We start from the raw sequence: 26,138 nt of genomic DNA on the forward strand, positions 1-26,138 counted from the left end.
GTATAGTAGAGACGGTCCCCGCTCCTCGGGGCGCTTCTTCTCGGAGAAGTGCCCGGGTGTTGGAGCACCCGAGCGGGGCTGTCTCGCCAGAGAGCAGCCATGTCAACCGACGCTTTCGGGTCACTTGAACGTGACCCCACGACCGATCGTACCGACTTGGAGAAGCGCACGCGCCGCGCGCTCGAACAGTACCTGACCGTCCTCGACGACGTCGACGAGGCCGCCGGCGCCGACGACCTGTACGTCGTCGTTTCTGAGAGCGGCTCGCAGTACTGCGTCGACGCTCGCGGCGGCAGTTGCACCTGTCCCGACGCGGAGCACCGCGACCCCGACGGCGGCTGTAAGCACGTCCGTCGCGTGGCCTTCGCGACCGGCGCCGACGCGATCCCGGCGGCGGCCGACCCCGACGCGGTCGACGATCAGCTGGGCGCCCACGTCGACGGCCCCGTTCGGTGGGCGTGCGAGCACGGCCGGGGATTCTGTGCCGAGAGCGCCGCCGCTCGCGATGACGCTGTCCGGTGCTCGGACTGCGAGATCGAGGCCGCCGCGACGCCCACCGAGCGTGTCGTCCCCGACGGCGGGATCGTCGAGGCCGGCGACGAGGGTGAGCTCCTCGACGAGGATGACGACGTCGTCGACCTGAGCGAGGTCACGGGCGAGGCCGACCCCGACCGCCCCGACGACTGCGACTGCGGCGCGTGGAACGGGGGGCTTGGCCTGCCATGCTGGCCCTGCTACCGCGAGGGCTTCGAGACGCCGGCGAGCGCCGGCGAGGAGGAGGAGGCATGATGGCCGCCGCCAACGAGCGAACCTGCCGGCGCTGCGGCGATGCCGTCGGCATCCCGCACTACCTCGAAGTCGAACAGCCGGACGGGAGTATGTTCGTTGCCGACCTTTGCGCGGCCGACGCCCGGCGCGTGGCCGATCTCATCGACTCGACGGAGGACAGCCGATGACGCGCCCGACCACGGTCGAGGCCGTCGACACGATGGTCAGAATCACCGACGGCCGCGTGTCGATGACCGCGTCGAGCGAGACGACGGCGCGCGTCCACATTCCCGACCGCCAGCCACTCGCCGCCATCGAGACCCACGCCACGATCCGCGTCGACGGCCCGGACTACAAGGCCACGCTCGAACTCGACGCCGACGCGGCCGCAGCGCTGCATGCGGCCCTGGAGGAGGCGATCAACCGATGACGTCCCGTCGCGACGTACTCGAGGGGGTCCTCGGCGCCATGGCCCTAGCGCCGGCGGCGGCCGGCGGCGCACCTGCGACCGACGCCGAGGCGGGGATCCCGGCGCCGTTCGACGCCGTCCCGGCGCTCGAGGATCCGCCGGAGCGGCTCCGCGGCATCGCCGGTGTCGTGTTCCCGCCCGCGGCTGTTCCCGACGAGGGTCCGATCCCCGACGTGCATCACACCCACACTGAGGCGGTCGAGGTCACGGTGCCGCCGTGGGCCTTCGAGGCGGTGCGGTGGCGGCTCGATCACGCCGATCCAGACAAGATCGACCGCTGGTACGTTGAGGAGCTCCTCGTCGAGTACGCCCACGCCGACGAACAGTTCCGCACGCCCGACGGTCGCGACGCCGTCGACGTCCTCCTGGAGGCCGTCAACGATGGGTGACCTCACGGCGCCGGACGAGGGCGCGGCCTCGTCGTCCCGGGCGATTGCTGACGAGCTGTCCGAGGCCCTCGTCGCGTTCGATCACGTCGACTACAACGCGGTCACCGTCGACGAACTCCGGGAGCTGCTCGACGCTCGCGACACAGTTGAGGAGCTATGTCTTCGCTACCGGCGTCAGCAACCCCAGCGTGGCAGCCAGGAGGCCGAGTCGTGACGACCCGCACCCGCACCGAACGCGGCGAGTGGACCCTCGCCGAAGGGCTGGTCTCGGGGATCCCGCGGGCACGGGTGGCACTGGCCGGGGTGAAGGCGAATCACGAACGCGCGGAGGGTATCCGATGAGCGCCGCTGCGGACGTCGACCCCGCGCGCTTCGAGGGCGATCCGCCGGCGGTCGTGCTCACCTTCGGCGGCCACGGCGGTCGGGTCTACCACCGCGTTCGCGAGACACTCGAGGGCGAACACGTGACGGCGTGCGGCCAGCAGGGGCGCAATCCCTACCTGAAGGAGCGCGCGGTGATCGAGAGCCACTACACGCCGTGTCGGCGGTGCTTTCCCGACGGCCTGGAGGACGCCGATGAGTAGCCGCCTGCGCGCCGAGGCGACTGCGTCCGCGCTCCCGCCGGCGACGACACCCATCGGCGTCGACGTCGGGGAAGATCCGCTGTATGCCGTCGCGACGCCCGACACGGCGCCGAATGACGCTCGGACGGTCAGCGGCGACGGACTCGGGAGCACCGCCGATGCGCTCGTCGAGACGATCCGCGTGCTCCGATCCGGCGCGCCCGTCGGCGACGCCGTCGAGGCGGCGGTCGTCGCGAGCTACTGGCGGGAGCTCCGGAGCATGGTCGACGGGGCGATCCCGGCCGTCCTTGAGTACGCCCACGGCCACACCGCGCCGGTGCTCGTCCTGGAGGACCTCGGCCACGACCCACCGACGCTGTGGGAGCTTCGCGACGCCGAGCGGTCGGCCTGGAGCCCGTGGGTCGTGACGCTCGTCCAAGCCCGTCTCGTCGACGCCGCGACCGCGGCCGGCATTCCGATCCTGTGGACGCCGCCGAACGGAACGACACGGAAGTGTCACGCCTGCGGTGAGCGTGGCGAACTTCCCGAGTTCGGCACCGTGTTCCGGTGCACAACGGCGTCATGCTCGGTGGACGTCGTCGACCGTGACTGCGGCGCCGCGGTGTCGATCGCGAAGCGGGGGGTGTGATCGAGACCCACTGCGAACCCAGCCGGCGCTGCCTTCCCGACAGCGTCGGCGAGTAACCGCCTCCCTCGGCGGTTATTCTTGGGGAGTCGTTGTGATGCGGTCCATCGCGGCGATCGACAACGCTGGCACCGTTTTTTGTGCACCTGCACCGGTTTGATAACTTTCCGTGCCGAGCACCTCGGCCCAGATGTCGACGACGTCCTCTGTCAGATACCGCTCACCGACCCAAGAGGCGTATGCGGGCTGCTGAATCGAATTGCCGATTAGGAGAAAGAATGTGAAATAACCCCGACCTTCGAGCACCTGGCCAATAGTTGCCCGATATTTGACGGCTCTCCCGACATAGGAGTCGATGTCTCGGAAAAGCGTCCGGTAATCCATCGACCGAGCGTCTTGTCGAACCGTCTCGATCTCAGAAGGCGTGTAGTCTCGGTAGCGAATGTCGACGTATTGAGGGTCTTCCTGAGTGGGACCGCGGAACTGACTTGTCGGCGGTGACGTAGGTGTCGGTTCCGGAGTTGGAGTCGCGGTCCCTGTTGCCGTCGCTGTTGGTGTCGGGTTACTGTCCGCGCTATCACCATTCCCACCAGCGCATCCTGCCCCAAGCGTACCGATCGCCGCGAGGAACGCGCGTCGATCCATACTACACGTTGGTCTTTTCGACTGACAAAAGAGTGCTCCTGTTCTCAGACGTTACTCTCTGTTCCTCAATGTGTCACAACGAGACAACGCGGAACGGCTCGAACTCCGCCGCCGACTGCGCCTCGTTCGCCTCGGCCTGCCGTTCGCGACGCCGGCGCTGCTTCTCCTGCTCGGCCAGGTACTCCAGGCGCTCCCGGGAGCGGATGTCGACGCCGAACTGGAGCCCCCGCGCGAAGTACGGGCCGAGCTTGTACCAGTCCGGCGCGGTCGCGATCTCCTCGAGCTCCTCGTCGTCGAGGGTCTGCATGAACGCACGCTGCTGCCGCCGTTGACGGTCGACGTCTGTCGCTGACATGGCTCCGGGTAGGCACGCGGCGCCTATCAAACGGGGCGACGTTTTACGCCGGGTTGCAGGGGCCGGTGACCGTCCCCTACCACCCCCTCGACTCGGAGGGGGGTCGCGCAACTGCGGGGGGTGGTGAAGGGTGGTGACCCACGTGGTGAGCGGGTGGTTCCGGGGGTGGTACCCGGGGTGGTCCCACCTGCCACTACCCGCAGGAGGATGGGCGAAGGATGGGAAAAAGCCGGGGCAGGGGGTGGGCCCGACCGGGGCGGACGTCCACCCCACGTCGATGATAAAGAAAGTCCGGGGGGCAGACTACCGGATTCCCGGGCCGCCGCCGAGTTGCTTCGCGATCTCCCTCTTTGCCTCCCGCTTCGCCTGTTCCATCGCCCGGTCCAACTCTCGCTGATCCGGCCCGTCGGCAGTCACGTTGACCTCGACGTTCGTCCCGCCCCCACGCCGATCGTAGCGGTCACGCGCCGCGTTCGTCGCCGAGATGCTGTCCGAGGACGACGCCGTCGGCGTCACGCCCATCGACGCCCGTCGCGTGCGATCCTGCCCACCACCGAAGTTCGGCAGGTCGGGGAGGAAGCGCTCCAGAAGGCCGCCCTCGCCGCGGTCGCGACGGCGCTCGGACTGTGCGACGAGCATCGAGGGGATCATGAACGGCGCCGTCACGGCCGACCCGACACGCGCCGCCGATCCGAAGGGGCCGCTCCCCTGAGACGCTTGCCGGGCCGCCTCGGCGCCCGCACCGGCAGTGAGCGCGCCGGCGATGACCTCCTTGATGTCGATGCCGCCCTCGGGGACGTCGACGAGATCTGCCACCGCGAGGTCGATGGGCTCGTCGATCACGTCCGGGGCGTCGATCCCGGCCTTGTCGCGGATGAGGTGGTACGCCTCGATCCCGGCGGGGTCGTCGACGACATCGATCGCGTCGACGACGGCCGGATCGTCGATCAGGGTCGCCGCAGCGACGGACGCCCCGCCGGCGACGAGATCTGTGGCGGTAAGCGGGACGGGCGCGTCGATCACGTCGGAGGCAGTCACATCGGCGGGATTGCCGATCAGGGCGCTCGCCGTCACCGACGCACCCGAGGCGAGTACGTCGCCCGGGAGGAGGTCCACCGCTCCGATGGCCTCGGCCGGGTCGAGATCGCCGAGCACGTCGGCGACGCGGGTCGCGATGAGGCCGCCGAGACCAACCCCACCAAGCAGGCCAGCGAACACGCCACCGAGCCCGCCCAGACCACCGCCCTTTGCCTGCGAAAAGTTCCCCGACTCCGTCTCCTCAAGGAGATCCCGGAGGAGTTCGTTGCGCGTCTCGTCGAGTTCCAGTCCGCGGTCCAGGTGTTCGGTGACCGTTTCGAGGCGGGAATTCTGGTCCGTGAGAAGCTGCCGGGACATCGCCCGCTCCCTCCCGGTGCTCCGACTGCCGCTGGTCGCCCGTGCCGAGGCGCCACTCGTCGAGACGTCAACGGCAACGTCACCGAGGGTATCCTCGATCTCAGCTCTGGCGCTGCGAAGGCTGGCCGAGTCAGGGGAGACGAGGAGCGATGCCTCGGTACTGAACTCGCTCACGAAGTCCACGCCTCCCGGAAGCCCTCGCGAGCGGCATCCTTGGCAACCCGCTTGAAGTCCCGCCGCATCGACGAGAGGCCGTTGATCGTCGCCTCAACCCTCGCGTCAACGGTGAGTGGTCGCCGGGACTGACCGCGGTTACGTGCTCGTGTTGCCTCGTTGAGGAGGCGCTGATCCGGTGGGGCGAGTCCGCGGTCGGTCGCAGCCGGCGCGGCCGGCGGCGCGTTCCGGTCACCGGCGATGAGGCGCTGGAGGTCCTGGATCCATGACGGCGTCTCGGAACGGACGTTCGTCAGTGTCGAGAGCCAGTCCGGCTCTTGGATCCGCGGGTTCGTCAGCGTCGAGAGCCATCGTGGGGTGTCGAACCGAAGCGTCGTGAGGTCGGTCACCCACGACGGCGTCTCGAACTGGAGGGTCGTCAGCTCCGACAGCCACGATGGCGTCTCGAAGCGCAGCGAGGCGAGCCGCGACAGCCACGACGGCGCCGGGATCGACGGCCAGGACAGGTTCGAGAGGTCCGGCGGGCGGACGAGCGGCTCGGCGTCCATCTCTCCCGTGTCACGGGCCGATTCGCCGGTGTCGGGGCGCGCTGGTGGCGCGCCGGGGTCAGTAAGCGGGCCGCGTTCGGCGTTCGCGCTGATCGCAGCGATGAAGGCGGCAATCGGGGCGAGACCGGCGAGCCCGATGCCGGTGGCCGTCGCGGCTGCCGATGCGGCGCCGCCGGTAGCAGCCGCGAATCCACCACCACCACCGCCACCACCACCGCGAAGGGCCCCGTCCTCGATGGCCTCGCGAATCTCCTCCAGGTGCTCGGTCTGCTGTTCGAGAAGATCGCGGACGCCGCCCCTGCCGTCGGAGAGAGGGGCCACGTCGTTCGTAGTACTTGCGCCGGTCCCGGAGCCGATCGTCGCCCGGACGCTGCCGAACTCCGACTCGATGGTGTCACGGGCATCGTTGAGGCTTCCCGAGTCGACTTCGACCTCCAACATCGTTCGGGTGCTGAAATCGGTCATTCCAATCCAGACTTGGGGGCGACTTCGTCGAGCGAAAGGCCGCCTGTATCGCCAGGTTGAGTTTGGCGCTGCTGTTCGACCTTGGTCTTCCGGTCAGCAATCGCGTCGATGACTGTGACGCGGTTGGCGAACTCGTTGCGCTCGGCGAACAGCACCAAGTCAAGGACGTCGTCGAACTCGCCGGTCTCGATCGCGGTGATCGCCCTGTCAGCCGTGTCGAGTGCTTCTGCGAGACGGCGAGACCGGATGTACCGGAATGCCGACTCCCCTGCGCGCTCCGCCTCTCGGAGTGTGGCCGCGATCTCATCATCCTGGACGAAGCGGTACGCTTCGTCGCCGACTCCGTGGCCGAAGTTGGGCCCCTCAGCGAGGTGGTACCGCCCGCCGGGCCGGAGCGCAAAGACGTGCGGCACGCCGGCGCTGTCGCTGTTGTCGTCCGATTCGGTACTCTTGGTGGTCGTGTCTTCTGTCATGGGTTACTGGAACATCCGCTCTGCAGTTGCTGGTTTCGTGTCGATACCGCCGGTCGTGTCCTGCTTCTCGAGTTCGTCGACGAGCGTGCCGACCTGATCGGCCAGTGTTTCGACACAGTCGGCGAGGTGATCGATGTCGGGGGAAGTCTCCGCCGGCGTGGGAGCACCGCCACACTCCATCCCGGCTGAGTCACCACCGTCGGCGTCGTCGGCGAAGTCGGACAGCGTCGTTGGTTCCGTACTCATGCGTAGCGGGCCCGCTTTGCTCGCTCGGGGCGCGACTCCCGAGGTCATCACGGCGTTGCGCGGGGGCTCGTTGCTCCGGCGACTGTTCTGGGAGGAGGCTACGCGCGCGTGCGAGACCGCGGGAGAACTCGCGCCGACGCAAATAGTCGACAGCGCCGCTCGCCCGCGCAATGGGCGACTCCGAGAATTCGCGCCGGAGCAAACGGTCACCGCGGGGGCGTGACCTGCGGGTGCATCCACACCCGCGTCGGACCGACCTTCTTGCTCCAGATCTGCCTCGCCTCCTCGAGCTGCTGGAGTCGATAGGCGGTCCCCTGCCGAGAGATACCGACGGTGTCGGCGATCTCCTGGGTCCCCGCGGGGGTGTGGCGGTAGACCGCGTCGAGGAGCTCGCGGTCCTCGACGGGTGTCTGTCGGCGACGCACCTGGCCGGTTGTGGATTCTGGTGGCATGGGTTGCGATGGAGGGGAACCGAACGGGGGAGAGCGTCGCGCAGCGTTCCCACGGGTGAAATAATTTAAGTAGGGGACGTCGCGGGCACTCTTTCGACGCCGCAAGGCGCTCGCGCGGCTGATCGCACCGCTCTCGGCGGCGGTCATCGCGCCCCGGTGTCGGTCGGTCAGTCCGCGCCATCGGGCGGCCGATCACCCCGGTTCGCCGCGGATCCGGCGGCGGTTGCCCCGCCGCGGAGGTCGACGAGCGCCGAGGCTCGCCGAAGCCACTCGGCTGCCGAATCTAATTCGGACGCGAGAGCCGCCAAGCGGCGCTTTACCGCCACTTCGACATCGGCGTTATTCGTTAGAACCTCTAACGCCCGTGTCAAAGTGGCGCCGTCGGCCGAATAGGGCACGCCCTCGCGGGGTGCGTAGTCACCGGCGTCGACGAGCCCGAGGTCCTCCAGGTCCTCGATCCAGCGCCGGACCGTCCGCTCGGTCACGTCGTGGCCGGTGACGCGGGCGACGCGGTGGACCTCCCGGATCCGGAACCGGACACCGTCGCCGTCTCGCTCGACGAGCGCGGCGGCGCGGAAGCCGTCCGGTCCCTCACCGGCGGCGATGTTCGCGAGCGTCCCGGCGAGGTCGAGCGCTCCATCGGTCACCGGCAGCATCGCCGCCGGCGTCTCGGCGAGCTCCTCGAGCGAACACACCTCGTCGATGGGGAGCGAGGTCGGGACGTTCGTGAGGAGCTCGACGTCGACGGGGTCGTCGGGATCGCCCAGCAGCGGCCGCACCCGGTGGACCACCTGTTCGAGTTCCTTCTCCCGGGCCTCACGGAACAGCGCGCCGACGAGCCCGGTGTAGTGCTTGGTCGCGACGGCCCGCCCACGCCCCTCGTCGTCGACGTACCGGAGCTTCCGGTAGATCGGCGGGTTCGGACAGTCCTCGCGGGTGGAGTGCTCGACGCCACCGACCCGGAGGTCCTCTCGTCCCTGGGCGAGGAGTTCGGCCTTCCGGCGGAGGTCCTCGATGTCGGGATGGGGTGCCCCGACGACGATGACGGCGTCGCACTCCTCGAAGTTGAGCCCGCGGGCGGCGTGGAAGTGGATGAACCGGGCGTTGTCGGGGAGGTCGAACAGCGCCGGCGTGTCCTGGCGCCCGACGACGAGCGGGCGGTCGTAGACGACCTCCGCGCGGTCGAGGCGGGCCTGCACGCGCCGAGCGGTCGACCGGTCCTCGTCGACGGCTTTCCGCAACGTCGAGGCGTGGTACTGGCCGTCGAGGATCTGCGTGACGCGGGCGCCGGGGAGGGCGTACTGTTCGGCGCCGGCGATGTGGACGTCGTCCTGCTCGGCGCCGTAGAGCGCGGCGATCCGCTCGGGCGTCGCCGTCGCGTCGAGGACGAGCGGGTCAGTTGGTAGCTCGTCGACGCTGGGGAGTCGGCGGCGGACGAGGGCCGGCTCCTCGGCTGGGTCCCGCGGCTCCGCGTCGATCCAGGCGAGGATCCGCGCCGGCGTGGGGTCGCCAGCCGTGAGGGCGCCGTCCTGCTCGGTCCACTCGCAGGCGGGGCAGTGTCGGCCGCCACCCCCGAACTCGAGCTCCGAGGCACACACCGGGCAGTGGTCGAGGTCGAGCGGGCGGCCGGCGACCGTCCGGACGAGGTCCTCGTCGAGGCCGGCGGCCGCCGCGGCGGCGAGCAGCGCGTCGATCGCCAGCGGCGTCCCCTTCCATTCCCGATCCGGATCGCGGATCGCGCCGAGGTGGTGGTCGAGGAACGCCCGTCGTGCCCTCGCGAGGGCTTCGACGGTCCGGGCGTCGTCGCACTCGTCCGCCTCGACGTACTCCATGTAGTGCCCGGCGGCGTCGTCGTGGCTCTCGTAGCTGTCGGCCACCGGGGTCGGCGGCGTGATCTCGCCGAGGTCCTCGCCCGCCACCAGGGCGTCGGCGACATCGCGAGCGAAGCGGCCAACCCGCCGGAGCGTCTCACCGACGCGGCCGCGCCCATGCCAGCCTTCGAGGGTGTTCGCGAGCTGAACGAGATCCCGAACCGTGAGCCGCCGGTCGTCGGCGAGCACGCCGGGACTCTCGTCGACGAGGACGTCTCGCGGCTCGTCGCCAGCACTGCGGACGGTCTTGAGGCGCTGGTACTCGTGGACACCGACGACGGCGTCGGCGCCCTCGAGGTCGGCGAACTCGTCGATCCAGGCGCAGCCGTCGCCACCGTGGGGTTCGAGGATGAGGTGGGCGCGGACCGGTCCCACTTCGGCCGCCAGGGCCTCGAACGCCTCGCGGTCGGCGTGGCCTTCGGGGAGGTCGTAGAGCGGGCACATCCGCGGGCAGTTCGAGGGATCGCCGTGCTCGTCGCACGTTTCGCCCTCGTAGGTGACGCGGGCGCAGTCGTCCTCGCGAGGCTGGGAGGCACCGCGGAGGTGGAGGTCGACGTCGGGCGTGATGCCGCCGGCGCGGTGTTCGTGGGCCTTCGCGTGCTTGTCGAAGAGGAACCCGAGCGGTCGGTCGCGATCGGCGGCCGCGAGGTGGGCCGTCGTCGTCTTGCCGGCGCCGGGATCGTGGGCGCAGACGGTCGGCGCGTCGTCGCGCTTGACGAAGCCGTCGTAGATGGGGCCGCGAATCTGCTCGCGAACGGCGTCGATATCGACCGGCTCCAGACCGTCGGCTGGCGGGGCACACTCGACGACACGGGAGGTGTTCCCCGACTCGCTGGGTTCGAACTCGGGGAGGTCGTAGCCAGCCTCGCGAGCGGCGGCGAAGATGTCGCTCCAGGTGTCCGAGTCAAGGCCACTCGGGAGCCACTCCCCGCAGTCGATGATTCCCTGCTCGATGCCGATGAGGTGGAGCGCGTTGCCCGTGCAGTCGTGGCGCCAGCAGCGGAAGGTCTCGCCGCGGTCGTCGACCATGAAGTTCGCGCCGGTCTCGGAACCGTGGAATGGATGTTCGCGACGCTCGCCCACAGGGTAGCGTCCGCGGGTAAGGACATCGTACGCCGAGAGGTCGACGTCGTCGGTGGCAGTTACCCCACTCGTTCCATCGTGATCGGCTTCGTGGGGTGGCTCCCCGTCCTGCGAGCGCCGCGACTCGCGGAGGAACGGATCGAGCAGGTCCCGAAGCGTCTCCTCCTCGACGGTCGCGATCTCCTCGACCTGCAGGGGCCCGTAGCGGTTGCCCGAGGGGTGAATCGACCCCGGCCCGACGACGTAGGACTGCGCGGCGCCTTTGATCTCGCCGAGGTGTTCGTCGTCCTCGGGGTGGTAGAGCTTGAGGTCCTCGTCGATGCCCGGCACCTGCAGGAAGTAGTGTTCGCCCTCGCCACTCCCCGAGACCTGCCACGCGGTGTCGGGAAGCGCCTCGATCACCTCGCGGAGGCGCTCGGGCGCGTCGGCGTCGAGGACGACGAGGTCGTTCCGACAGACAACACCGTAGCCGTGGCCGGCCTCCAGGTACGCCTCGAGGACGGGATCGCCCGGTGCGAACAGGTGCTCGTCGGTTCGGGGGCGTCGCGTGCCCTTCTCCCGGGGTTCTATCGGGACGAACATCTGGCCAAGCGTGTCGAGCGGCGCGGGGATCTCGCTCGACCCGGGAGTTCGATCCGGGCGATCCGGAGCGTCAGTCGCGTCGCCGGCGTCAAGCGCAGCGTCACAGTCCGCACAGAGGGCACTCCCACCGAAGGCCTCGGTCGCCGGCTCACCGCAGCGGAAACACTCCGCGACGGGAGCGTCGCGAGTCACGCCGACCCCCTCCCGGCGCGGTCGCTAACCTGTCTGTTTCCGGAGCAATACCCTTGGGTATCGAGTGGAGAATCGGCCGCAGAGACGCCGCGCTCAGGCGTTTGGATTATGTAAGAATTTTTAGTAGTCCCACCAGGATTCGAACCTGGGTCGAAGCCCCCAGAAGGCTTCAGGATTGGCCGCTACCCCATGGGACTGGACGTATTCGGCCGGGACACCGCGCCCGAAACCGTATCAGGCCATAGCCCCGAGTCGCATATGAGTGTTGCGAAGTCGCCGCGGGACGGGGGCGGGACGTCGGGGAACGCGCCCGCGAGCGTCGGGTCGGGAGCGCGGGGCCGTCACTCCCGCCCGACCCCGAGCAGTCGAACCACGTGCGCGAAACTCAGCAGGTGATCGGCCCGGTCCAGGGAGCCGTCCCCCGGGTCGAGCGCCGCCACCGCGTCGCCGACGCGGTCGTCGAGCGTCGCCGCGGCGTCCTCGCCGATCCACCCTCGGGCGCGGTAGCGGGCGATGGCCGCCCGGGTCTCCGCCTCGCCCGCCGTCCGCACGAGGTGGGCGATCCAGTCCCGGCCGATCCGCCGACCCTCCGGGACGTCCGGGAAGGTCGGGAGGTACGGGCGCTCGCCCACCGCCTCGGGGGCGACGCCGCCGACGGCGACGAGTCGCTCGCACTGCTCGTGGGAGGGTTCGTCCGGGGTCGCCGGGCGGTAGTCGGCGCCCTCCGGGCGCGGGAGGCTGACGCCCGCCTCGGCGTCGGCGTCCCCCAGGTCGGCGACGTCGCGGAGTTCCGACGGATCGTAGTCCGAGGGATCGAGCACGGCGGACGGTGGGGGGCAGCGGTGAAGGCTCTTGTGGGCGGTCGACGCCCCCGGACCCGGGATCGGTGTGGACGGAAAGAGGTAGGTGGGAGGTGGGCGAACGGGCGGGTATGTACGTCGGTCGCTTCGTCGTCGTCGGGCCGGGGATCGGCGCCTACCGCGTCTCCTCCCGGTCCTTCCCGAACCGTCGGATCGTCGAGCGCGAGGGAACGCTGACCGTCGCGCCCACGCCGGACGCGCCCGAGACGGACAACCCCTACGTCTCCTACAACTGCGTCCGCGAGAGCGAGGGGCGGGCGGTCCTCGGCAACGGCTCCCACGTCGACCCGGTGACGGAGAAACTCGACATGGGCTACCCGGCGCGGGACGCGCTGGCGACGGCGCTGCTCTCGCTCGACTACGAGAAGGACGACTACGACACCCCGCGGATCGCCGGCGTCGTCGAGGCGGGGACGGCGACGGTGGGGGTCGTCCGCCGGGACGCCCTGCTCGTCGAATCGGTGGCGGAGCCGACGCTGGTCGCCACCTACGAGGAAACCGAGCCACGGGCGTTCGAGTTCGCGGCGGCGGACGCCGCGGCGGCGGCCCGGGAGGCGTACGGCCTCGACTTCGAACACGCGATCTGTGCGGCGGGCGTCGCCGTCGACGGCGGGGTGGAGACGGCGGTGGTGAACGGCGACTAGCCCCGCTCGCGGCGGCGGCGGGTCGCCGGCACCGGGCGGACGACGCCGAACAGCAGGCGGTTGGCCGCGAAGCCGATGCCGAGCCCGTAGAGGACCAGCGGGACGAGACCCATCGGACCCTCGCCGGCGGCCGTCGCCGCCCGGACGACGCCGAGCATGAGGAGCGCGGCGGCGGCGTACAGCAGGTAGAGACCGAGACGGCTGCGGTCCGACGCGGCCGTCAGGAGGGCCCAGCCGAGTGCCACCAGCGGGACGGGCCACCAGCCGGTCGCGGGACGGGCGACGACCGTCAGCAGCGACGCGGTGACGAACGTCGCACAGGCGATGCCGAGTTCCGTGCGGACGATCCGGCCGTCGAGGTCGGCGGCCGCGTCCGGGGAGGGGGAGGGAGCGGGACCTGGGGCGGTCACGGCGCCGGCTACGACGGCGGCCGGCGTAAGCGTTGGGTCGAGGCAAGGCCTAACAGGCCACACGCGAAAGCGGGACCCATGCGACTGGGCGTCATCTCGGACATCCACGGGAATCGGGTCGCCCTCGACGCCGTCCTCGACGACCTGCCGACGGTGGACGGCCTCGTGTGTGCGGGCGACGTGGTCGGGTACAATCCCTGGCCGGCGGACTGCGTGGCGGCCGTCCGCGACCGGGGGATTCCGACGGTGATGGGGAACCACGACCGCGCCGTCGCCCGGGACACGGGGTTCCGGTTCAACGCGATGGCGGCCGCGGGCGTGGAGTACGCCCGGCGCCGACTCGACGCGGACGCCCTGTCGTGGCTGTCCGACCTCCCCGACGAGCGCCGCGTCGTCGACGGGCGGGTGAAACTCGTCCACGGCCACCCCGACGACCCAGACCGGTACACCTACCCCGAGGAGTTCGCGGCGTCGATGCTGGACGACGAGGACCTCCTCGTCACGGGACACACCCACGTGCAGGGCCACCGCGTCTTCGACGAGGGCGTCGTGATGAACCCGGGGAGCGTGGGGCAACCCCGGGACGGCGACCCACGGGCGGGCTACGCGGTGGTCGAACTCGGGGACGGCGCGGGCGGCGACGCGGTGACGGTCGACGAGCGTCGCGTCGAGTACGACGTGGACGCGGTCGTCGAGGCCGTGGCGGACGCGGGACTGCCGACGCGGATCGGGACCCGGCTTCGGGAGGGGCAGTAGACCGCCGGCGTCGACGGTCGGGCGACGTCGACGGCGGGCACGCGACTCGCGGGGATCCGCCACGGGCGCGCCGTCAGATCGTCTGTTCCTGCACGATTTCGAGGGTCTCCTCGCGGTCGTCCCACTCGACGAAGATGGCGACGGAGGTGGCCGAGGTGATGAGGTCGTGGATGTTGATGCCGGCCTCCGAAACCGGCTGGACGATGTCGAGGATGATGCCGGGGCGGTTCGGGAGTTCGCCGCCCGTGACCCGGATCACCGCGAACTGTCGCTCGACCGTCACCGAGGAGAGGGTCTCGTCGTCGACCACCTGTTCGTGGAGGACGAACTCGGCGTCCTCGGCCAGGTCGCCGTTGACGTAGAAGGTGACCGAGTCCATCCCGCTGGCGACGGCGTCGATGTTGATGTTCTCCTCGCGGAGCGACTGGGTGAGGTCGGCGAGGATGCCCGGCCGGTTCCGGAGCGCGCGGCCGGCGACGGTGATGCAGGCCAGCGGTTCGTCCTGCATGTCGATGAGGTTCTGGAACTGTCCCTCGATCTTCGTGCCGCCGGTCAGCAGGTCGCCGTGCTGGTAGTGGACGACCCGGACCGTCAGGTCCTCGTCCTTGTAGGAGAGGGCGCTCGGCGCGACCACCTCGGCGCCGCGAAAGGAGAGGTTCCGCAGTTCGTCGACGGTGATGTTGCCGACGTTGCGCGCGCCCTCGACGACCCGGGGATCGCCGGTCATGACGCCCTCGACGTCGGTGACGATGACCACCTCGTCGGCGTCCATGAACTTCCCGAGCATCACGGCGGTGGTGTCGCTGCCGCCGCGGCCGAGCGTGGTCACCTTGCCGTCGATGGTCTGGGCGAGAAAGCCCGTGATGACGGGCACGACGTGATCGAGTTCGTCCGCGAGCGCCCGGGCGCGTCGCAGCGTCTCCTCGGCGTCGACCTCGCCGTACTCGTCGGTGATGATCGGCCACGCCTCGGAGCCGGGTTCGACGAACGTCGCCTCGACGCCCCGGGAGGAGAGCGCCGCCTTCAGCATCCGGACGCTCGTTCGCTCCCCCATGCTGACGATCTCCGCGCGGTCGGTGTCCTCGGCCTCGAAGGTGATCTCCTCCAGGAGTTCGTCGGTCGTCGACCCCATCGCGCTCGCGACGATGGCGACCTCGTGACCCTCCTCGACGGCCTTCGCGACGGTGTCGGCCGCGCGCTCGATGCGGTCGCCGCTACCCAGCGAGGTGCCGCCGAACTTCGCCACTACGCGCATCGTGGGGCCTCCACGGGTTCCAACCGGTACGGGATCATGCGATGGGGTAGCGAGGTGGACGGTAATAACTGTGTTCACTCGCCCACGGGTCGGATTTCCGTCAGGAGCGTATTTGTGCGTTCGAGTCATTACGTTCACATGTAGGGAGATCAATCATGAGCGACACACCGGACGGAGTCGAGACGATCTGTCCGTACTGCGGAGTGGGATGTGGAATCAAAGTGACCGAGGACATGCGGTTCGCGCCGTGGGGTGAGGCGCCGGTCAACGAGGGCCGGATCTGCATCAAGGGTGGCGCGGCGACGGAGGTCGTCGATCACGAGGACCGACTGACCGACCCGCTGATCCGCGGGTCGGACGGCGAACTCCACGCGGCCACGTGGGACGAGGCGCTGGACTACGTGGTCGCGGAGATGGAGCGGATCCGCGACGACCACGGCCCGGACGCGATGGGCTTTTTCGGCTGCTCGAAGGCGATGAACGAGGAGAACTACCTCCTCCAGAAACTCGCCCGTCGCTACGGGACGAACAACGTGGACAACTGCACGCGCATGTGTCACGCCTCGACGGTGTACGCCCTGCGTCGGAGCCTCGGCGCGGGCGCGATGACGAACAGCATGGCCGACCTCCGGGAGGCGGCGGACGTGCTCTGGATCCAGGGCGCCAACCCCGCCGAGCAACACCCGATCGCCAACAGCGTCTACTTCCGGCAGGCGGTGCTGGAGGGGGCGACCGTCGTCCAGGTCGACCCGCACGCGAACAAGACGACCCGAGCGTTCGACGTCGAGGGGACCGACCGGCACATGCATCTCCAACTCGAACCGGGGACGGACATTCCCCTCCTGAACGTCGTCATCAAGACCGTACTGGAGAACGGGTGGGTCGACGAGGCGTTCGTCGAGGAGCGCACCGAGGGCTTCGAGCACCTGGAGGAGACGCTGGCGGACTTCGACAAAGCGGAAGCTGCCGCGGAGTGTGGCGTCCCCCTGGAGGACATCGAGCGTGCGGCCGAGGTGTACGCCACCGCCGACAACGCGGCCATCTTCACGGGCATGGGGATGAGCCAGCACACCTGCGGCGTCGACAACGTGCAAAACGAGATCAACCTCGCTCTCATCACCGGGAACCTGGGCCGTCCGGGCACGGGCGTCAACCCCCTCCGCGGCCAGAACAACGTGCAGGGTACCTGTGACGTCGGCGCGATGCCGAACACGCTGCCCGGCTACCAGAACGTCGAGGACGAGGCGCTCCGCGCGGAGGTCGAGGCGGTCTGGGGGTTCGACGTCCCGCCGAACGCGGGGCTGACGAACGTGGAACTCTCCCACGAGGCCGGGCGGAGCGTCCACGGCCTGTACGTGATGGGCGAGAACCCGATCATGAGCGAACCGGACGCCAATCGGGTCGAGGAGCGGCTAGCGGACCTGGAGTTCCTGGTCGTCCAGGACGTCTTCCCGACGGACACGACGGCGTACGCCGACGTGGTCCTCCCCGCTACCTCGTGGGCGGAGCGCGGCGGCACCGTCGTCAACACCGACCGACGGGTCCAGCGCATGCGCGGGATCGGGACGGTCCACCCGAACACGCGACACGACCTCGACATCGTCGCCGACGTGGGGCGGCGGCTGTTCGGCACGGGCGCCGGCTTCGACTTCGAGGAGCCGGAGGCGGTGTTCGAGGAACTCCGGAAGGTCTGTCCCATCTTCGCCGGGATGACCTACGACCGCCTGGGCGAGACGGGGATCCACTGGCCCTGTCTCGAACCCGGCGACGAGGGCGACCCCTACCTCTATGAGGAGGAGTTCACGACGAAAAACGGCCTCGGCTACATCGAGGGCGTCCGCCACCAACCGCCGAAGGAAGTGCCCGACGACGAGTACCCGCTGATCCTCACGACGGCGCGGCTGATCGAACACTACAACACGGGGACGATGAGCCGGCGGTCGCCGACGCTGAATCGCCAACACCCCGAGAACTTCGTCGACGTCCACCCGGCGGACGCCGAGCGGTACGGGGTAGCCGACGGCGACCGGGTCACGCTCCGCTCGCGACGCGGCGAAATCGAGGTGCGGGCACAGGTCACCGAGGACATCAAGGAGGGGACGGTGTGGACGACGCCACACTTCGCGGCGTCGTCGGCCAACCGCCTGACGAACGACGTGCTCGACGAGCGGGCGAAGATCCCGGAGTACAAGGCGGCTGCGGTGGCGCTCGAACCGACAGAGGGTGCGGAGGCGGCCGGGGACGACTGACGACCCCGGCGCCTCGACGCGGTGCTCCGTCGAGGGGGGCGCACGCGAGCGTTTAAGCGGCTCCCGCCGTTAGAGCGTGGCATGGAAGTGCGCGACGCGGTGGAGGCCGACGCCGACGCGCTCTCGGCCATCGCGGACGTGCCGGCCGACGTGGTCCGCAACCTGATCCACGACCGGACGGTCCGGGTGGCGCTCCGCGACCCGACGGCCGCGGGCCCCAACGCCGACACCGACGACGAGGGGCGCGACGTGGCCGGGTTCGTCAGCTTCGACGTCCGGGACGGGACCGTCCACGTGACGCAGTTGGCGGGGACCGGACCGGCCTGCGAGCGACTGCTCGCCGAACCCGTCCGCTTCGCCACGGGCGAGGAAATGACGGTCGAACTGCTGGCGATCAGCGGCGACGACGCCATCCGAGAGGCGGCGGAGGCCGCCGGCTTCGAGCACGAGGGCTCGGGACCGACGTTCGACGGGAACCCGACCGTGCGCTACCGGCTCGACCCCGCCTGACTCGGGCGGATTCCGGTAACTGGTTACCGGTGGTTCGACGAGACGATCCGGCGAACCGCCGGTACTGACGTAGGACAACCCGTATCAGGCGACGTATCAGGCGAACTTCCGGACCGTCAGGTCCAGGGTGTCCAGGTCGACGATGGGCGCGAAGCCGACGTCGGGGTCGATGTTGACGCTCTCCTGGAAGGCGGTCTGTGCCTGCCAGCAGCCGCTGTTGACCGCGAGGACGTTGTGGTACTTGCCGTAGCCGAGTTTGTGGACGTGGCCGGTGTGGAAAATGTCGGGGACGTCCTCGACGACCAGGTAGTCCCGCTCCTCGGGGGCGAGTCGCATGTGGCCGCCGTACTTCGGCGCGACGTGGCGTTTCTTCAGCAGGTGGTACATCGCCCGGTGGGGGTGGTCGTAGCTCGCTTTCTCCTCCGGAAGTTCGGCGATCACCTCGTCGAGCGAGACGCCGTGATACATCAGCACCGAGACGCCCTCGACGGTGACCGTCGAGGGGTTGCCGACGATCCGCGCGTCGTGGGCACCCATGATGTCCCGGAGTTCCTCGTCGAAGCCCGGTTGGGGCTCCGCGAGGCGGACGGCGTCGTGGTTGCCCGGGATCATCACGATCTCCAGGTCGCCGGGCACCGACTTGAGGTGTTCCGAGAACCGCTCGTACTGGTCGTAGATGTCGACGATGTCGAGTTCCTCGTCCTGATCGGGGTAGACGCCCACCCCCTCGACCATGTCGCCCGCGATCAACAGGTACTCGACGGCCGACGCCTCCTCGGTGTGGAGCCAGTCGGCGAAGCGCTCCCAGGCCTCGGCCTCGAACTCCTGGCTCCCGACGTGGATGTCGGAGACGAGCGCCGCCTGCACGTGCCGGTCGGCGGTCGACGGCCGGTACGTCCGGGGCACGTCCGGGAAGTGAAGCGAGTCGACGAAGGCGATGCCCGCGTCGTCCGAGAGCGTCCCCTCGACGGCGAGACACTCGTCGAGGAGGAGTTCGTCGACGAGGTCCGTGATCTCGCGGTCCTTCGTGACCATGAAGGGAAACGTCCCGGTCGTGTCCTCGAGTTCGACGATCCAGTGGCCGTTCGCCGAGGTGCGTATCTCGTCGACCAGCCCGATCATCGCCACGTCGCTGCCGCCCGGCATGTCGGCGATGGCGGTGGCCGGGCGGTGGTTCACCCGACCCCGGAGCTGCCCCGAGAGCTTCTCGTACCGGTCGCGAAACACCGAGACGAAGTCGGCGTACTCGCCGGTCCCGGTACTCCGGCCGGTCACGTCGCCGTCGACCTCCGGGGGCTCGGGTCGTCGCCCGGATTCACCCCCCTCCTCGGACCCCTTCGTTTCGACTGGAGAACCATTTTCCGTGATGGAACGAGACGTCGAATCGGGTGGAGTCGAAACGGTGGTGTCGGTCGTCTCGGCAGTCGGGGTGTCGGTCGTCTCGGCAGTCGGGGTCGCGTGGGACGCCGACGGCCCGGCGGACGCGGCGTCCGAGTCGTCGGCCGACGCCGACGGGTCGGCCGCGGCGAGCGCCGACCGGACGTGGTCGGTCGTGAGACGGAGCGCGTCGTCGGGGGCCGTCTCGACGGCCGCGTCGAGGGCACTCGCCGGGTCGGTGGCGCCCGCGAGGAGCGTCACGGCCTCGCGCTCGGCGTTGTAGCCGCGACGGGCGAGTTCCCGGGCGATCCGTGCGGGCGTCTCGAGAGGCACACGGGACGCAGGACGGGCGCGGGCAAAAGGATGCTGGAACGCCGGGCGGCGGACTCGAAGTCCAGAAGCTTCAACTCCGGTGACGGTAAACGTCGACCGATGAGTGCCGACGACGGTCCCCGTCCACCCGACGACTCAGCGGGCGACGGCGAACAGCGGGGGGAGACGGGACCGCTCCGGCGGGTGGTCACGGCGACCGGCGGCCCGCTGTTGGTGCTTCGCGAGACGGCGCTGTCCGTCGGCGCCGTCGTCGCCATCGGCGCCCTCCTCTTTGCCATCAGCGGCGTGTGGCCACCGATGGTCGCCGTCGAGAGCGGGAGCATGGAGCCCCACATGCACAGGGGCGATCTGGTCTTCATCACCGACAACGGCCGGTTCGCACCCGACGCGGCCTACGACGGGACCGGCGTCGTCACCCGGGAGACGGCCCAGGAGACCGGGTACTGGAAGTTCGGCGCGCACGGGTCGGTGATCGTCTACGACAACCCGAGCGAACCCGGCCCGCCCGTGATCCATCGCGCCCAGTTCTGGGTCGAGGACGGGGAGAACTGGTACGACCGCGCCAACCCCGACTACATCTCGTCGAGCGGGTGCGACGAGATGCCGAACTGTCCCGCGCCGAACGCCGGGTTCGTGACCAAGGGCGACGCCAACGCCCAGTACGACCAGGTGAACAGCATCAGCGACGAACCGGTCAAGCCCGAGTGGATCGTCGGCGTCGCACGCGTCAGGATCCCGTATCTCGGGTGGGTTCGCCTCGGCGTCTCGGGGGTCGTCCTCGACGCGTCGCCCGTCGTGGTCGAGTCACCGGAACCGGTGGCGTGGCCGGTGGGGAGCGGACCCGAACCGGCTTCGGGGGCCGCGGGGTCGTAGCGACGGGGTCGGTGACGGACCGCGAGGAGTGACGGACCGCGAGGGGTGACGGACCGCGGTCGGACGAGGCCGCTCAGTTGTCGAACCGCGCCTGGACGAACGGCTGGGCGTTCTCGATGTCGCCCAGTCGGGAGTCCGAGAGCAGGACCGCCTCGGTCTCCTCGACGGGAACCGAGAGGCTGATCTCCTTGGTTCGGCCGTACCGACCCTTGCTCACGACGACGGCGTTGACGATGCCGAGCATGTCGAGTTCGGAGATGAGGTCGGTGACGCGCCGCTGGGTGAGGACGTCGGCGTCGATCTCCTCGCACAGGCGCTTGTAGATGTTGTACACCTCGCCGGTGTTGATGTTGTGGACGCCGTTTTTCTCAAGGAGGATGATGGCAAAGAGGACGATCTTCGACTGGGTGGGGAGGGTCCGAACCACCTCGATCACCCGGTCGAGTTCGATCTTGTCCTGGGCCTGTCGGACGTGGCTCTCCTCGACGGTGTCGGCCTGACCGCGCTCGGCGAGTTCGCCGGCCGTCCGGAGGAGATCGAGCGCCCGGCGGGCGTCGCCGTGTTCCTGTGCCGCGAAGGCGGCACAGAGCGGGATGACGTCCTCGGTGAGCGCGCCGTCCTCGAAGGCCACGTCGGCGCGGTGCTGGAGGATGTCGCGCAACTGGTTGGCGTCGTACGGCGGGAAGACGATCTCCTCTTCGCCCAGGCTCGACTTGACGCGGGGGTCGAGGAAGTCGGTGAACTTCAGGTCGTTCGAGATGCCCATGATCGAGATGCGCGAGTTGTCGAGTTCCGAGTTCATCCGGGAGAGATTGTAGAGCGTGTCGTCGCCGGACTTCTCGACGAGTTTGTCGATCTCGTCGAGCATGATGACGACCACGCGCTCGTGGTAATCGACCGCCTCGAAGAAGGAGTTGTAGACGCGGTCGGTCGGCCACCCCGTCATCGGGACGGACTCCATCTCCTCGCGGTCGGCCTCCAGGGAGTCGACCCGGTCGTCGATCCCGTCGACGGAGTCGAAGCCGGTGTCGTCGAGGGTCCGCTCGCCGTCCGCGACCGCCGACCGCAGTGCGGAGAGGTCGTCGATCCGGTCCTCGATGACGGTCCGGTTTTTCTCGATGAACTTGTTGGCGAGCTGGGCGAGGACGCGATACTGCGTGTCCGTCACCTCGCAGTTGATGTACTCGACCTCGCAGGGAACGTCGTACTTCTGGGAGGTGGACTCCAGTTCCTTGCTGACGAACTTCGCGCTCGCGGTCTTGCCGGTCCCGGTCTTCCCGTAGATGAGGATGTTCGACGGCGTGTCGCCCCGGAGCGCGGAGACGAGGATGGTCGCCATCTGGTTGATCTGCTCGTTCCGGTGGGGGAGTTCGTGAGGGGTGTAGGAGGGACGGAGGACCTCCTTGTTCTCGAAGATGGGATCCCCGGAGAGCAGGTCGTCGAACAGTCCCTGGCTGTCGTCCTCGTCGTCGAGCACGTCGTCGATGTCGACGTCGCGGGAAATGTCGGTCGTCCGGTCCCGGGGCGAAGCGTCCAGATCGCGCTCGTCGGGGTCGACGTCCGGGCGGTCGTCGGGAGATGAGTCGTTCGCGTCCATTCGATGAAACCCCGTCGTTTCGACTGGAAGACGCGCGACGGAACCGGGATAACTCGGCTGCATCCACCACCCCCGAGGCCCTCGGCGCGTCCAGATGATCCAGCGGAAATAGAGGAACAGGTGATAGAAAAACCTTCCCCCTCGGCGGCTGCGCCACCGAAACGTCTCCGAAGGGACACGATCTGGGGTCACCACTCGCTCCGTGATCTCCCGACGTGGTGTCGATGCGATGTGGACGCGGTGCCGCCGCGACGTCGACTGGGGCGCCGCGACGTCGACGGGGGCGCCGACGCGGTGCCGATGCGGCGGCGGACCCCCGGCGTCGAGGTGTCCGCGGCGTTGCAGGCGAAGCGGCGGGGAGGGGAACCCCCCCCACCCCTTCGTTTCGGGTGGAACGGTGAGAAGGAGGGGTGGGGGGAGGGAGGCTACTAGTGGAGAAAGATATAAGACCTAGCAATGGAAATGACATCCGTAAACCAGTAGAAACTCTCTTTTCAATGGCTTCGGCTGTGGATTCTAGGGATCGAGGCCGGACTCCACCGCGGAGATCGCCATCGTCCCCGTGCCCATCGCCCTCTCCACTTGAAACGAAGGGGTGGGGGGCAGGGACAGGGGGACCGCCGATCCCCGACGGCCGGGCCCGCCGACAGCCGGGCCCCTCGACAGCCGGGCCGGTCCGTCCGGACATACGACACGACCGAAACGTGACACGACGGGCCGAGTTCCGGGGCGTTCCGGACTCGGTCCGCTCCCCACGGCCCGTCCGTACGCCGGACGCTACTGACAGGTCGGTTATGGTTGTCTGACGCACACTTAAGTGAACGCGGCGACCTTCATCGCGCATACGCCCTCTCGCGGCGATAGACGGGAGGTGCGGGAGGATAGGATGGGACTGCTCACAGGACTCAGAGACAGCATCACACGCGTCACGGAACGACTGTTCTCGGCCAGCGACCCCAAGCGGATCGGGATCTACGGCCCCCCGAACGCGGGGAAGACGACGCTCGCGAACCGGATCGCCCGCGACTGGACGGGCGACGCCATCGGTCCGGAGAGTCACGTACCCCACGAGACCCGTCGGGCGCGCCGGAAGGAGAACGTCGAAATCGAACGCAACGGTCGCACCGTCACCATCGACATCGTCGACACGCCCGGCGTCACCACGAAGGTCGACTACAAGGAGTTCCTCGAACACGACATCGAGGAGGAGGACGCGGTCCGTCGCTCCCGCGAAGCCACCGAGGGGGTCGCCGAGGCGATGCACTGGCTTCGCGAGGACGTCGACGGCGTCATCTACGTCCTCGACAGCACGGAGGATCCGTTCACCCAGGTGAACACGATGCTCATCGGGATCATCGAGAGCCAGGACCTCCCGGTGCTCATCTTCGCGAACAAGACCGACCTCGACGACGCCAACGTCAAGCGCATCGAGAACGCCTTCCCGCAACACGAGACGGTCCCCCTCTCGGCGCTCGAAGGCGACAACATGGACGAAGTGTACGACAAGATCGCGGAGTACTTCGGGTGATGGAGATGCCTGAAGCCACTCCCGACGTCGACGACGACGGCGTTCAGATCGACCTCATCAGCGGCGCGCGGATGGAGGACCTCGCGAGCATGGAGAAGATCCGGCTCATCCTCGACGGGGTCCGCGAGGGCAACATCGTCATCCTCGAGGAGGGGCTCACCCCCGACGAGGAGTCGAAGCTCATCGAGGTGACGATGACCGAGATCAGCCCCGACGAGTTCAACGGCATCGAAATCGAGACGTACCCTCGATCCGAGACCGCGGACCGGAGCTTCCTCGACCGACTGATGGGTCGCGAGTCGACGAAGAAACTCACCGTCATCGGCCCGGCCAACCAGATCCAGACGCTCCACAAGGACGAGAACCTCATCAGCGCGCTCGTCTCCCGAAAGTAATGCCCCACCAGTGTACGAACTGCGAGCGGACCTTCCCCGACGGCTCCAAGGAGATGCTCTCGGGGTGTCCCGACTGCGGCGGGAACAAGTTCCAGTTCAAGCCGGACTCCGCGACGGAGACGCCGACCCTCGGCGACGACGGGGGTAGCGACGACGCGGGGTCGAGTCCGAACGTCTCGCAGTCGGTCGACGCGCCGTCGGCGTCGACCGATCCGCCGTCGACGCCCGCCGATCCGCCCGCCGGATCACCGTCGACTCCCGCGGCGGACCCGCCCGTCGGCTCCGACTCCGACTCCGACTCGGATCCCGAGACGACCGCGGCCGACGCCACGGAGTCCCCCGGATCCGACGGCGACTTCATCGAGGCCGAGTCGGACCCCAGCGTCCTCGGGGAGGACACCGCCCAGGCGGACGCCCGCCGCGACGTGGTCACTCCCGACGAACTCGACGACGCGTCCTCCTCCCCGCCCCCCGGATCCGACGACGCGGCACACGCCGTCCCCCCCGACTCGGCGGCCTCCCCGGGTATCGACGACCTCCGGGCGGAACTCAACGACCAGTTCGAGAGCATCAAGATCCTCGAACCCGGTCAGTACGAACTCAACCTGATGGAGCTGTACGACCGACAGGAGTGCATCATCTCGCTGCAGGAGGACGGCCACTACGTCATCGAGGTGGCCGACACCTGGCGCGACGACGAGTCGTAGCGGTTCCACAGGATTCATCTCCCCCCGTCCCGCACCGTTCCCCGTCAGCGAGTGGCTCCGCCCGTCCCGCCCTTCCGCGTTCGCTTCCCGCTCCTCTTTCTCCCCATCTCCCACCTCTCGCCCCCACCCGTCACTCGGTTTCGACCCCTTCCTTTCAACTCCAATTCACCTCCAAACCTCATTCAAAACGCTTTCAAGTCGGACTCTCTGTGGAGGTGAAACGTCGGTCGTGCGCCGGAAAAGCGGCCCCTGTGCGGTTCACGGCTCGCTACCGCTCGCCGTTCCGCCACGGGGTCCCGTCCCCCGTGGTCACTCGGCCTCACCTGGTTCGACGGGTCGCCGGCCGTCGGGGAGACTACAACGTTTATGGCGGCCCCGCTCCGACCCTCCCGTATGAGTCAGGCGACGAAGATCGTGGTGGGAACGGTGGGTGTATCGGCGGTTCTCGCGGCCGCCCTCGTGGTCGGCATCCTGCTCGGCTGATGTTCGAGCGTCGATCGCTCCCCGAGGAACTGGACGCCGTCCGCGAGCGACACGCACCCGACGCGCTCGTCCTCGACGCCGACGCCGACTTCGAGACGCTCCCCCCGGCGACCGCGGAGGATCTCGGCCTGCTGGTCGACGCCCTCGATCCCGCGGCGTACCCCGCCGAGTGGGTGCCCGAGGACGCCCCCCGGCCCCTCCACCGCTACGCAGGCCCGGATTTCACCGTCGGCCTCCCGGGCGACGGGACGGTGACGTGGACCCGCCAGACCGCCCCGCCGACCGTCCTCGCGAAGGCTCGCGCGGCGGGCACGCCCGACGACTTCCTCGATTTCCTGATCGCGGAGGCGCTCGTCCAGGTCGGCCTCGACGCCCCCGAGTCCTTCCTCCCGTTTTTCGGTGCGGCCTACCCGGACCTCGACGCGGCGGTCCCGCTCGACCCCGCGTCGGTCTATCAGATCGCGGCGGCCCTCTACGACGGTTGGCTCGGCCTGCGGACCCGGCCCGTCCTCTCCGACTGGGACGACGACCACCCCCGCCTCCATGGCGCGTGGGTCGACGCCGGCGAGGGGATCCGTGACCGCGTCGACGGCCTCCCCGGGGCGGTCGCCCGGGGCGAGACGGACTTCGCCGACGCGACGGAACTCGCCTGTTCGGCGATCAAGCACGGCCTCGACCTGCCCGCGCCCTTCGCCGCCCTCGATACGACGGCCTACGTCGACTACGGCCCCGAGTACGCCGTCCGGTGGGCGGCGACGACGTTCGAAAAACTCGACGAGCGCGACGGGTGAGCGGCGGGCCGGGATTCCCCCGTCGATCCGCCCGGCGTTTCGACCCCGGTCACC

The 26,138-nt window shown here is 69.1% G+C and carries 31 protein-coding genes and 1 tRNA gene; 18 read left to right on the top strand and 14 right to left on the bottom strand.

Going from position 1 to position 26,138, the window contains the following annotated elements; translation table 11 throughout:
- The first annotated feature begins 99 nt into the window (after positions 1-99).
- From NBT67_RS12120 to NBT67_RS12150, 8 genes are read left to right on the top strand one after another with little or no spacing between them, the layout of a single operon-like run.
- Positions 100-789, top strand: coding sequence for a hypothetical protein (locus NBT67_RS12120; RefSeq protein WP_251341972.1), 690 nt, complete (start codon positions 100-102; stop codon positions 787-789).
- On the top strand, positions 789-956 hold the full coding sequence (locus NBT67_RS12125) for a hypothetical protein (protein ID WP_251341973.1): 168 nt from the start codon (positions 789-791) through the stop codon (positions 954-956). The genes NBT67_RS12120 and NBT67_RS12125 overlap by 1 nt, the downstream gene beginning before the upstream one ends.
- Positions 953-1,198 carry a hypothetical protein gene (locus NBT67_RS12130; protein ID WP_251341974.1) on the top strand — a complete coding sequence of 82 codons (246 nt, stop codon included), beginning with the start codon at positions 953-955 and terminating at the stop codon, positions 1,196-1,198. The genes NBT67_RS12125 and NBT67_RS12130 overlap by 4 nt, the downstream gene beginning before the upstream one ends.
- Positions 1,195-1,626, top strand: a complete 432-nt coding sequence (locus NBT67_RS12135) for a hypothetical protein (RefSeq protein ID WP_251341975.1) — start codon at positions 1,195-1,197, stop codon at positions 1,624-1,626. The genes NBT67_RS12130 and NBT67_RS12135 overlap by 4 nt, the downstream gene beginning before the upstream one ends.
- Complete coding sequence (locus NBT67_RS12140; RefSeq protein ID WP_251341976.1) at positions 1,619-1,840, top strand: hypothetical protein; 222 nt, start codon at positions 1,619-1,621, stop codon at positions 1,838-1,840. The genes NBT67_RS12135 and NBT67_RS12140 overlap by 8 nt, the downstream gene beginning before the upstream one ends.
- Positions 1,837-1,968, top strand: a complete 132-nt coding sequence (locus NBT67_RS18020) for a hypothetical protein (RefSeq protein WP_256474648.1) — start codon at positions 1,837-1,839, stop codon at positions 1,966-1,968. Before NBT67_RS12140 ends, NBT67_RS18020 begins: the two co-directional genes overlap by 4 nt.
- Positions 1,965-2,210 (top strand): hypothetical protein, encoded by a 246-nt coding sequence (locus tag NBT67_RS12145; protein ID WP_251341977.1) that lies wholly within the window; start codon positions 1,965-1,967, stop codon positions 2,208-2,210. The genes NBT67_RS18020 and NBT67_RS12145 overlap by 4 nt, the downstream gene beginning before the upstream one ends.
- On the top strand, positions 2,203-2,838 hold the full coding sequence (locus tag NBT67_RS12150; protein WP_251341978.1) for a transposase: 636 nt from the start codon (positions 2,203-2,205) through the stop codon (positions 2,836-2,838). The genes NBT67_RS12145 and NBT67_RS12150 overlap by 8 nt, the downstream gene beginning before the upstream one ends.
- A gap of 72 nt (positions 2,839-2,910) precedes the next feature.
- Here NBT67_RS12150 and NBT67_RS12155 read toward each other — a convergent pair whose 3' ends face one another.
- The 10 genes from NBT67_RS12155 to NBT67_RS12200 form a co-directional block, all read right to left on the bottom strand.
- Positions 2,911-3,480: a hypothetical protein gene (locus NBT67_RS12155; protein ID WP_251341979.1), complete on the bottom strand. Its 570-nt coding sequence runs from the start codon at positions 3,478-3,480 to the stop codon at positions 2,911-2,913.
- Positions 3,481-3,553: 73 nt separating this feature from the next.
- Positions 3,554-3,835, bottom strand: coding sequence for a hypothetical protein (locus NBT67_RS12160; protein WP_251341980.1), 282 nt, complete (start codon positions 3,833-3,835; stop codon positions 3,554-3,556).
- A 303-nt stretch (positions 3,836-4,138) separates the two neighbouring features.
- A complete protein-coding gene (locus NBT67_RS12165; protein WP_251341981.1) occupies positions 4,139-5,404 on the bottom strand; it encodes a hypothetical protein in 1,266 nt (421 codons plus the stop codon).
- Positions 5,401-6,417: a hypothetical protein gene (locus tag NBT67_RS12170; protein ID WP_251341982.1), complete on the bottom strand. Its 1,017-nt coding sequence runs from the start codon at positions 6,415-6,417 to the stop codon at positions 5,401-5,403. Before NBT67_RS12170 ends, NBT67_RS12165 begins: the two co-directional genes overlap by 4 nt.
- On the bottom strand, positions 6,414-6,890 hold the full coding sequence (locus NBT67_RS12175; RefSeq protein ID WP_251341983.1) for a hypothetical protein: 477 nt from the start codon (positions 6,888-6,890) through the stop codon (positions 6,414-6,416). The genes NBT67_RS12170 and NBT67_RS12175 overlap by 4 nt, the downstream gene beginning before the upstream one ends.
- A 3-nt stretch (positions 6,891-6,893) precedes the next feature.
- Positions 6,894-7,136 (bottom strand): hypothetical protein, encoded by a 243-nt coding sequence (locus tag NBT67_RS12180; protein WP_251341984.1) that lies wholly within the window; start codon positions 7,134-7,136, stop codon positions 6,894-6,896.
- Positions 7,137-7,342: 206 nt separating this feature from the next.
- Positions 7,343-7,588 carry a winged helix-turn-helix transcriptional regulator gene (locus tag NBT67_RS12185; RefSeq protein ID WP_251341985.1) on the bottom strand — a complete coding sequence of 82 codons (246 nt, stop codon included), beginning with the start codon at positions 7,586-7,588 and terminating at the stop codon, positions 7,343-7,345.
- A 167-nt stretch (positions 7,589-7,755) separates the two neighbouring features.
- Positions 7,756-11,316 carry a bifunctional DNA primase/polymerase gene (locus tag NBT67_RS12190; RefSeq protein WP_251341986.1) on the bottom strand — a complete coding sequence of 1,187 codons (3,561 nt, stop codon included), beginning with the start codon at positions 11,314-11,316 and terminating at the stop codon, positions 7,756-7,758.
- A gap of 124 nt (positions 11,317-11,440) precedes the next feature.
- Positions 11,441-11,513, bottom strand: a tRNA-Gln gene (locus NBT67_RS12195).
- A 144-nt stretch (positions 11,514-11,657) separates the two neighbouring features.
- A complete protein-coding gene (locus NBT67_RS12200; RefSeq protein WP_251341987.1) occupies positions 11,658-12,137 on the bottom strand; it encodes a FlaD/FlaE family flagellar protein in 480 nt (159 codons plus the stop codon).
- Between the two features lie 110 nt (positions 12,138-12,247).
- On the opposite strand from NBT67_RS12200, the gene NBT67_RS12205 reads away from it, so the two are divergent.
- Complete coding sequence (locus tag NBT67_RS12205; RefSeq protein WP_251341988.1) at positions 12,248-12,820, top strand: IMP cyclohydrolase; 573 nt, start codon at positions 12,248-12,250, stop codon at positions 12,818-12,820.
- On the opposite strand, the gene NBT67_RS12210 is transcribed toward NBT67_RS12205, so the two are convergent.
- Complete coding sequence (locus NBT67_RS12210; RefSeq protein WP_251341989.1) at positions 12,817-13,230, bottom strand: hypothetical protein; 414 nt, start codon at positions 13,228-13,230, stop codon at positions 12,817-12,819. The genes NBT67_RS12205 and NBT67_RS12210 overlap by 4 nt on opposite strands.
- Positions 13,231-13,308: 78 nt before the next feature.
- On the opposite strand from NBT67_RS12210, the gene NBT67_RS12215 reads away from it, so the two are divergent.
- On the top strand, positions 13,309-13,986 hold the full coding sequence (locus NBT67_RS12215; RefSeq protein WP_251341990.1) for a metallophosphoesterase family protein: 678 nt from the start codon (positions 13,309-13,311) through the stop codon (positions 13,984-13,986).
- A 73-nt stretch (positions 13,987-14,059) separates the two neighbouring features.
- Here NBT67_RS12215 and NBT67_RS12220 read toward each other — a convergent pair whose 3' ends face one another.
- Positions 14,060-15,241 carry an aspartate kinase gene (locus NBT67_RS12220; protein ID WP_251341991.1) on the bottom strand — a complete coding sequence of 394 codons (1,182 nt, stop codon included), beginning with the start codon at positions 15,239-15,241 and terminating at the stop codon, positions 14,060-14,062.
- Positions 15,242-15,396: 155 nt separating this feature from the next.
- On the opposite strand from NBT67_RS12220, the gene fdhF reads away from it, so the two are divergent.
- Both fdhF and NBT67_RS12230 read left to right on the top strand, forming a co-directional pair.
- Positions 15,397-17,490 (top strand): formate dehydrogenase subunit alpha, encoded by a 2,094-nt coding sequence (fdhF, locus tag NBT67_RS12225; RefSeq protein ID WP_251341992.1) that lies wholly within the window; start codon positions 15,397-15,399, stop codon positions 17,488-17,490.
- Positions 17,491-17,571: 81 nt separating this feature from the next.
- Entirely contained in the window at positions 17,572-18,000 is a 429-nt protein-coding gene (locus tag NBT67_RS12230) for a hypothetical protein (protein WP_251341993.1), read from the top strand.
- 96 nt (positions 18,001-18,096) lie between these two features.
- Here NBT67_RS12230 and NBT67_RS12235 read toward each other — a convergent pair whose 3' ends face one another.
- On the bottom strand, positions 18,097-19,710 hold the full coding sequence (locus NBT67_RS12235) for a DNA-directed DNA polymerase II small subunit (RefSeq protein ID WP_251341994.1): 1,614 nt from the start codon (positions 19,708-19,710) through the stop codon (positions 18,097-18,099).
- Between the two features lie 99 nt (positions 19,711-19,809).
- Between NBT67_RS12235 and NBT67_RS12240 the strand changes: the two genes are divergently transcribed.
- Positions 19,810-20,583, top strand: a complete 774-nt coding sequence (locus NBT67_RS12240) for a S26 family signal peptidase (RefSeq protein ID WP_251341995.1) — start codon at positions 19,810-19,812, stop codon at positions 20,581-20,583.
- A gap of 73 nt (positions 20,584-20,656) precedes the next feature.
- Here the strand turns inward: NBT67_RS12240 and NBT67_RS12245 are convergent, their stop codons facing one another.
- On the bottom strand, positions 20,657-22,180 hold the full coding sequence (locus tag NBT67_RS12245; protein ID WP_251341996.1) for a Cdc6/Cdc18 family protein: 1,524 nt from the start codon (positions 22,178-22,180) through the stop codon (positions 20,657-20,659).
- 886 nt (positions 22,181-23,066) lie between these two features.
- Here NBT67_RS12245 and NBT67_RS12250 point away from each other — a divergent pair.
- The 5 genes from NBT67_RS12250 to NBT67_RS12265 all read left to right on the top strand — a co-directional run bounded on the left by NBT67_RS12250 (position 23,067) and on the right by NBT67_RS12265 (position 26,084).
- Complete coding sequence (locus tag NBT67_RS12250) at positions 23,067-23,708, top strand: Era-like GTP-binding protein (protein WP_251341997.1); 642 nt, start codon at positions 23,067-23,069, stop codon at positions 23,706-23,708.
- A gap of 5 nt (positions 23,709-23,713) precedes the next feature.
- Positions 23,714-24,103, top strand: coding sequence for a DUF2073 domain-containing protein (locus NBT67_RS12255; RefSeq protein WP_251344378.1), 390 nt, complete (start codon positions 23,714-23,716; stop codon positions 24,101-24,103).
- A complete protein-coding gene (locus tag NBT67_RS12260) occupies positions 24,103-24,810 on the top strand; it encodes an OapC/ArvC family zinc-ribbon domain-containing protein (protein ID WP_251341998.1) in 708 nt (235 codons plus the stop codon). The genes NBT67_RS12255 and NBT67_RS12260 overlap by 1 nt, the downstream gene beginning before the upstream one ends.
- Before the next feature lie 393 nt (positions 24,811-25,203).
- On the top strand, positions 25,204-25,293 hold the full coding sequence (locus NBT67_RS18175) for a hypothetical protein (protein ID WP_425498841.1): 90 nt from the start codon (positions 25,204-25,206) through the stop codon (positions 25,291-25,293).
- Positions 25,293-26,084 (top strand): DUF7089 family protein, encoded by a 792-nt coding sequence (locus tag NBT67_RS12265; protein ID WP_251341999.1) that lies wholly within the window; start codon positions 25,293-25,295, stop codon positions 26,082-26,084. The genes NBT67_RS18175 and NBT67_RS12265 overlap by 1 nt, the downstream gene beginning before the upstream one ends.
- Positions 26,085-26,138: the final 54 nt, after the last annotated feature.

The sequence above is a fragment of the Haloplanus sp. GDY1 genome (assembly GCF_023703775.1).
Classification (GTDB): domain Archaea; phylum Halobacteriota; class Halobacteria; order Halobacteriales; family Haloferacaceae; genus Haloplanus; species Haloplanus halophilus.

Bases quoted from the DNA above. Each gene is read 5' to 3' on its own strand.
- NBT67_RS12120 (WP_251341972.1), top strand. From the start codon at position 100: ATGTCAACCGACGCTTTCGGGTCACTTGAACGTGACCCCACGACCGAT.
- NBT67_RS12125 (WP_251341973.1), top strand. From the start codon at position 789: ATGGCCGCCGCCAACGAGCGAACCTGCCGGCGCTGCGGCGATGCCGTC.
- NBT67_RS12130 (WP_251341974.1), top strand. From the start codon at position 953: ATGACGCGCCCGACCACGGTCGAGGCCGTCGACACGATGGTCAGAATC.
- NBT67_RS12135 (WP_251341975.1), top strand. From the start codon at position 1,195: ATGACGTCCCGTCGCGACGTACTCGAGGGGGTCCTCGGCGCCATGGCC.
- NBT67_RS12140 (WP_251341976.1), top strand. From the start codon at position 1,619: ATGGGTGACCTCACGGCGCCGGACGAGGGCGCGGCCTCGTCGTCCCGG.
- NBT67_RS12145 (WP_251341977.1), top strand. From the start codon at position 1,965: ATGAGCGCCGCTGCGGACGTCGACCCCGCGCGCTTCGAGGGCGATCCG.
- NBT67_RS12150 (WP_251341978.1), top strand. From the start codon at position 2,203: ATGAGTAGCCGCCTGCGCGCCGAGGCGACTGCGTCCGCGCTCCCGCCG.
- NBT67_RS12155 (WP_251341979.1), bottom strand. From the start codon at position 3,480: ATGGATCGACGCGCGTTCCTCGCGGCGATCGGTACGCTTGGGGCAGGA.
- NBT67_RS12160 (WP_251341980.1), bottom strand. From the start codon at position 3,835: ATGTCAGCGACAGACGTCGACCGTCAACGGCGGCAGCAGCGTGCGTTC.
- NBT67_RS12170 (WP_251341982.1), bottom strand. From the start codon at position 6,417: ATGACCGATTTCAGCACCCGAACGATGTTGGAGGTCGAAGTCGACTCG.
- NBT67_RS12175 (WP_251341983.1), bottom strand. From the start codon at position 6,890: ATGACAGAAGACACGACCACCAAGAGTACCGAATCGGACGACAACAGC.
- NBT67_RS12180 (WP_251341984.1), bottom strand. From the start codon at position 7,136: ATGAGTACGGAACCAACGACGCTGTCCGACTTCGCCGACGACGCCGAC.
- NBT67_RS12185 (WP_251341985.1), bottom strand. From the start codon at position 7,588: ATGCCACCAGAATCCACAACCGGCCAGGTGCGTCGCCGACAGACACCC.
- NBT67_RS12205 (WP_251341988.1), top strand. From the start codon at position 12,248: ATGTACGTCGGTCGCTTCGTCGTCGTCGGGCCGGGGATCGGCGCCTAC.
- NBT67_RS12215 (WP_251341990.1), top strand. From the start codon at position 13,309: ATGCGACTGGGCGTCATCTCGGACATCCACGGGAATCGGGTCGCCCTC.
- NBT67_RS12220 (WP_251341991.1), bottom strand. From the start codon at position 15,241: ATGCGCGTAGTGGCGAAGTTCGGCGGCACCTCGCTGGGTAGCGGCGAC.
- fdhF (WP_251341992.1), top strand. From the start codon at position 15,397: ATGAGCGACACACCGGACGGAGTCGAGACGATCTGTCCGTACTGCGGA.
- NBT67_RS12230 (WP_251341993.1), top strand. From the start codon at position 17,572: ATGGAAGTGCGCGACGCGGTGGAGGCCGACGCCGACGCGCTCTCGGCC.
- NBT67_RS12240 (WP_251341995.1), top strand. From the start codon at position 19,810: ATGAGTGCCGACGACGGTCCCCGTCCACCCGACGACTCAGCGGGCGAC.
- NBT67_RS12245 (WP_251341996.1), bottom strand. From the start codon at position 22,180: ATGGACGCGAACGACTCATCTCCCGACGACCGCCCGGACGTCGACCCC.
- NBT67_RS12250 (WP_251341997.1), top strand. From the start codon at position 23,067: ATGGGACTGCTCACAGGACTCAGAGACAGCATCACACGCGTCACGGAA.
- NBT67_RS12255 (WP_251344378.1), top strand. From the start codon at position 23,714: ATGCCTGAAGCCACTCCCGACGTCGACGACGACGGCGTTCAGATCGAC.
- NBT67_RS12260 (WP_251341998.1), top strand. From the start codon at position 24,103: ATGCCCCACCAGTGTACGAACTGCGAGCGGACCTTCCCCGACGGCTCC.
- NBT67_RS18175 (WP_425498841.1), top strand. From the start codon at position 25,204: ATGAGTCAGGCGACGAAGATCGTGGTGGGAACGGTGGGTGTATCGGCG.
- NBT67_RS12265 (WP_251341999.1), top strand. From the start codon at position 25,293: ATGTTCGAGCGTCGATCGCTCCCCGAGGAACTGGACGCCGTCCGCGAG.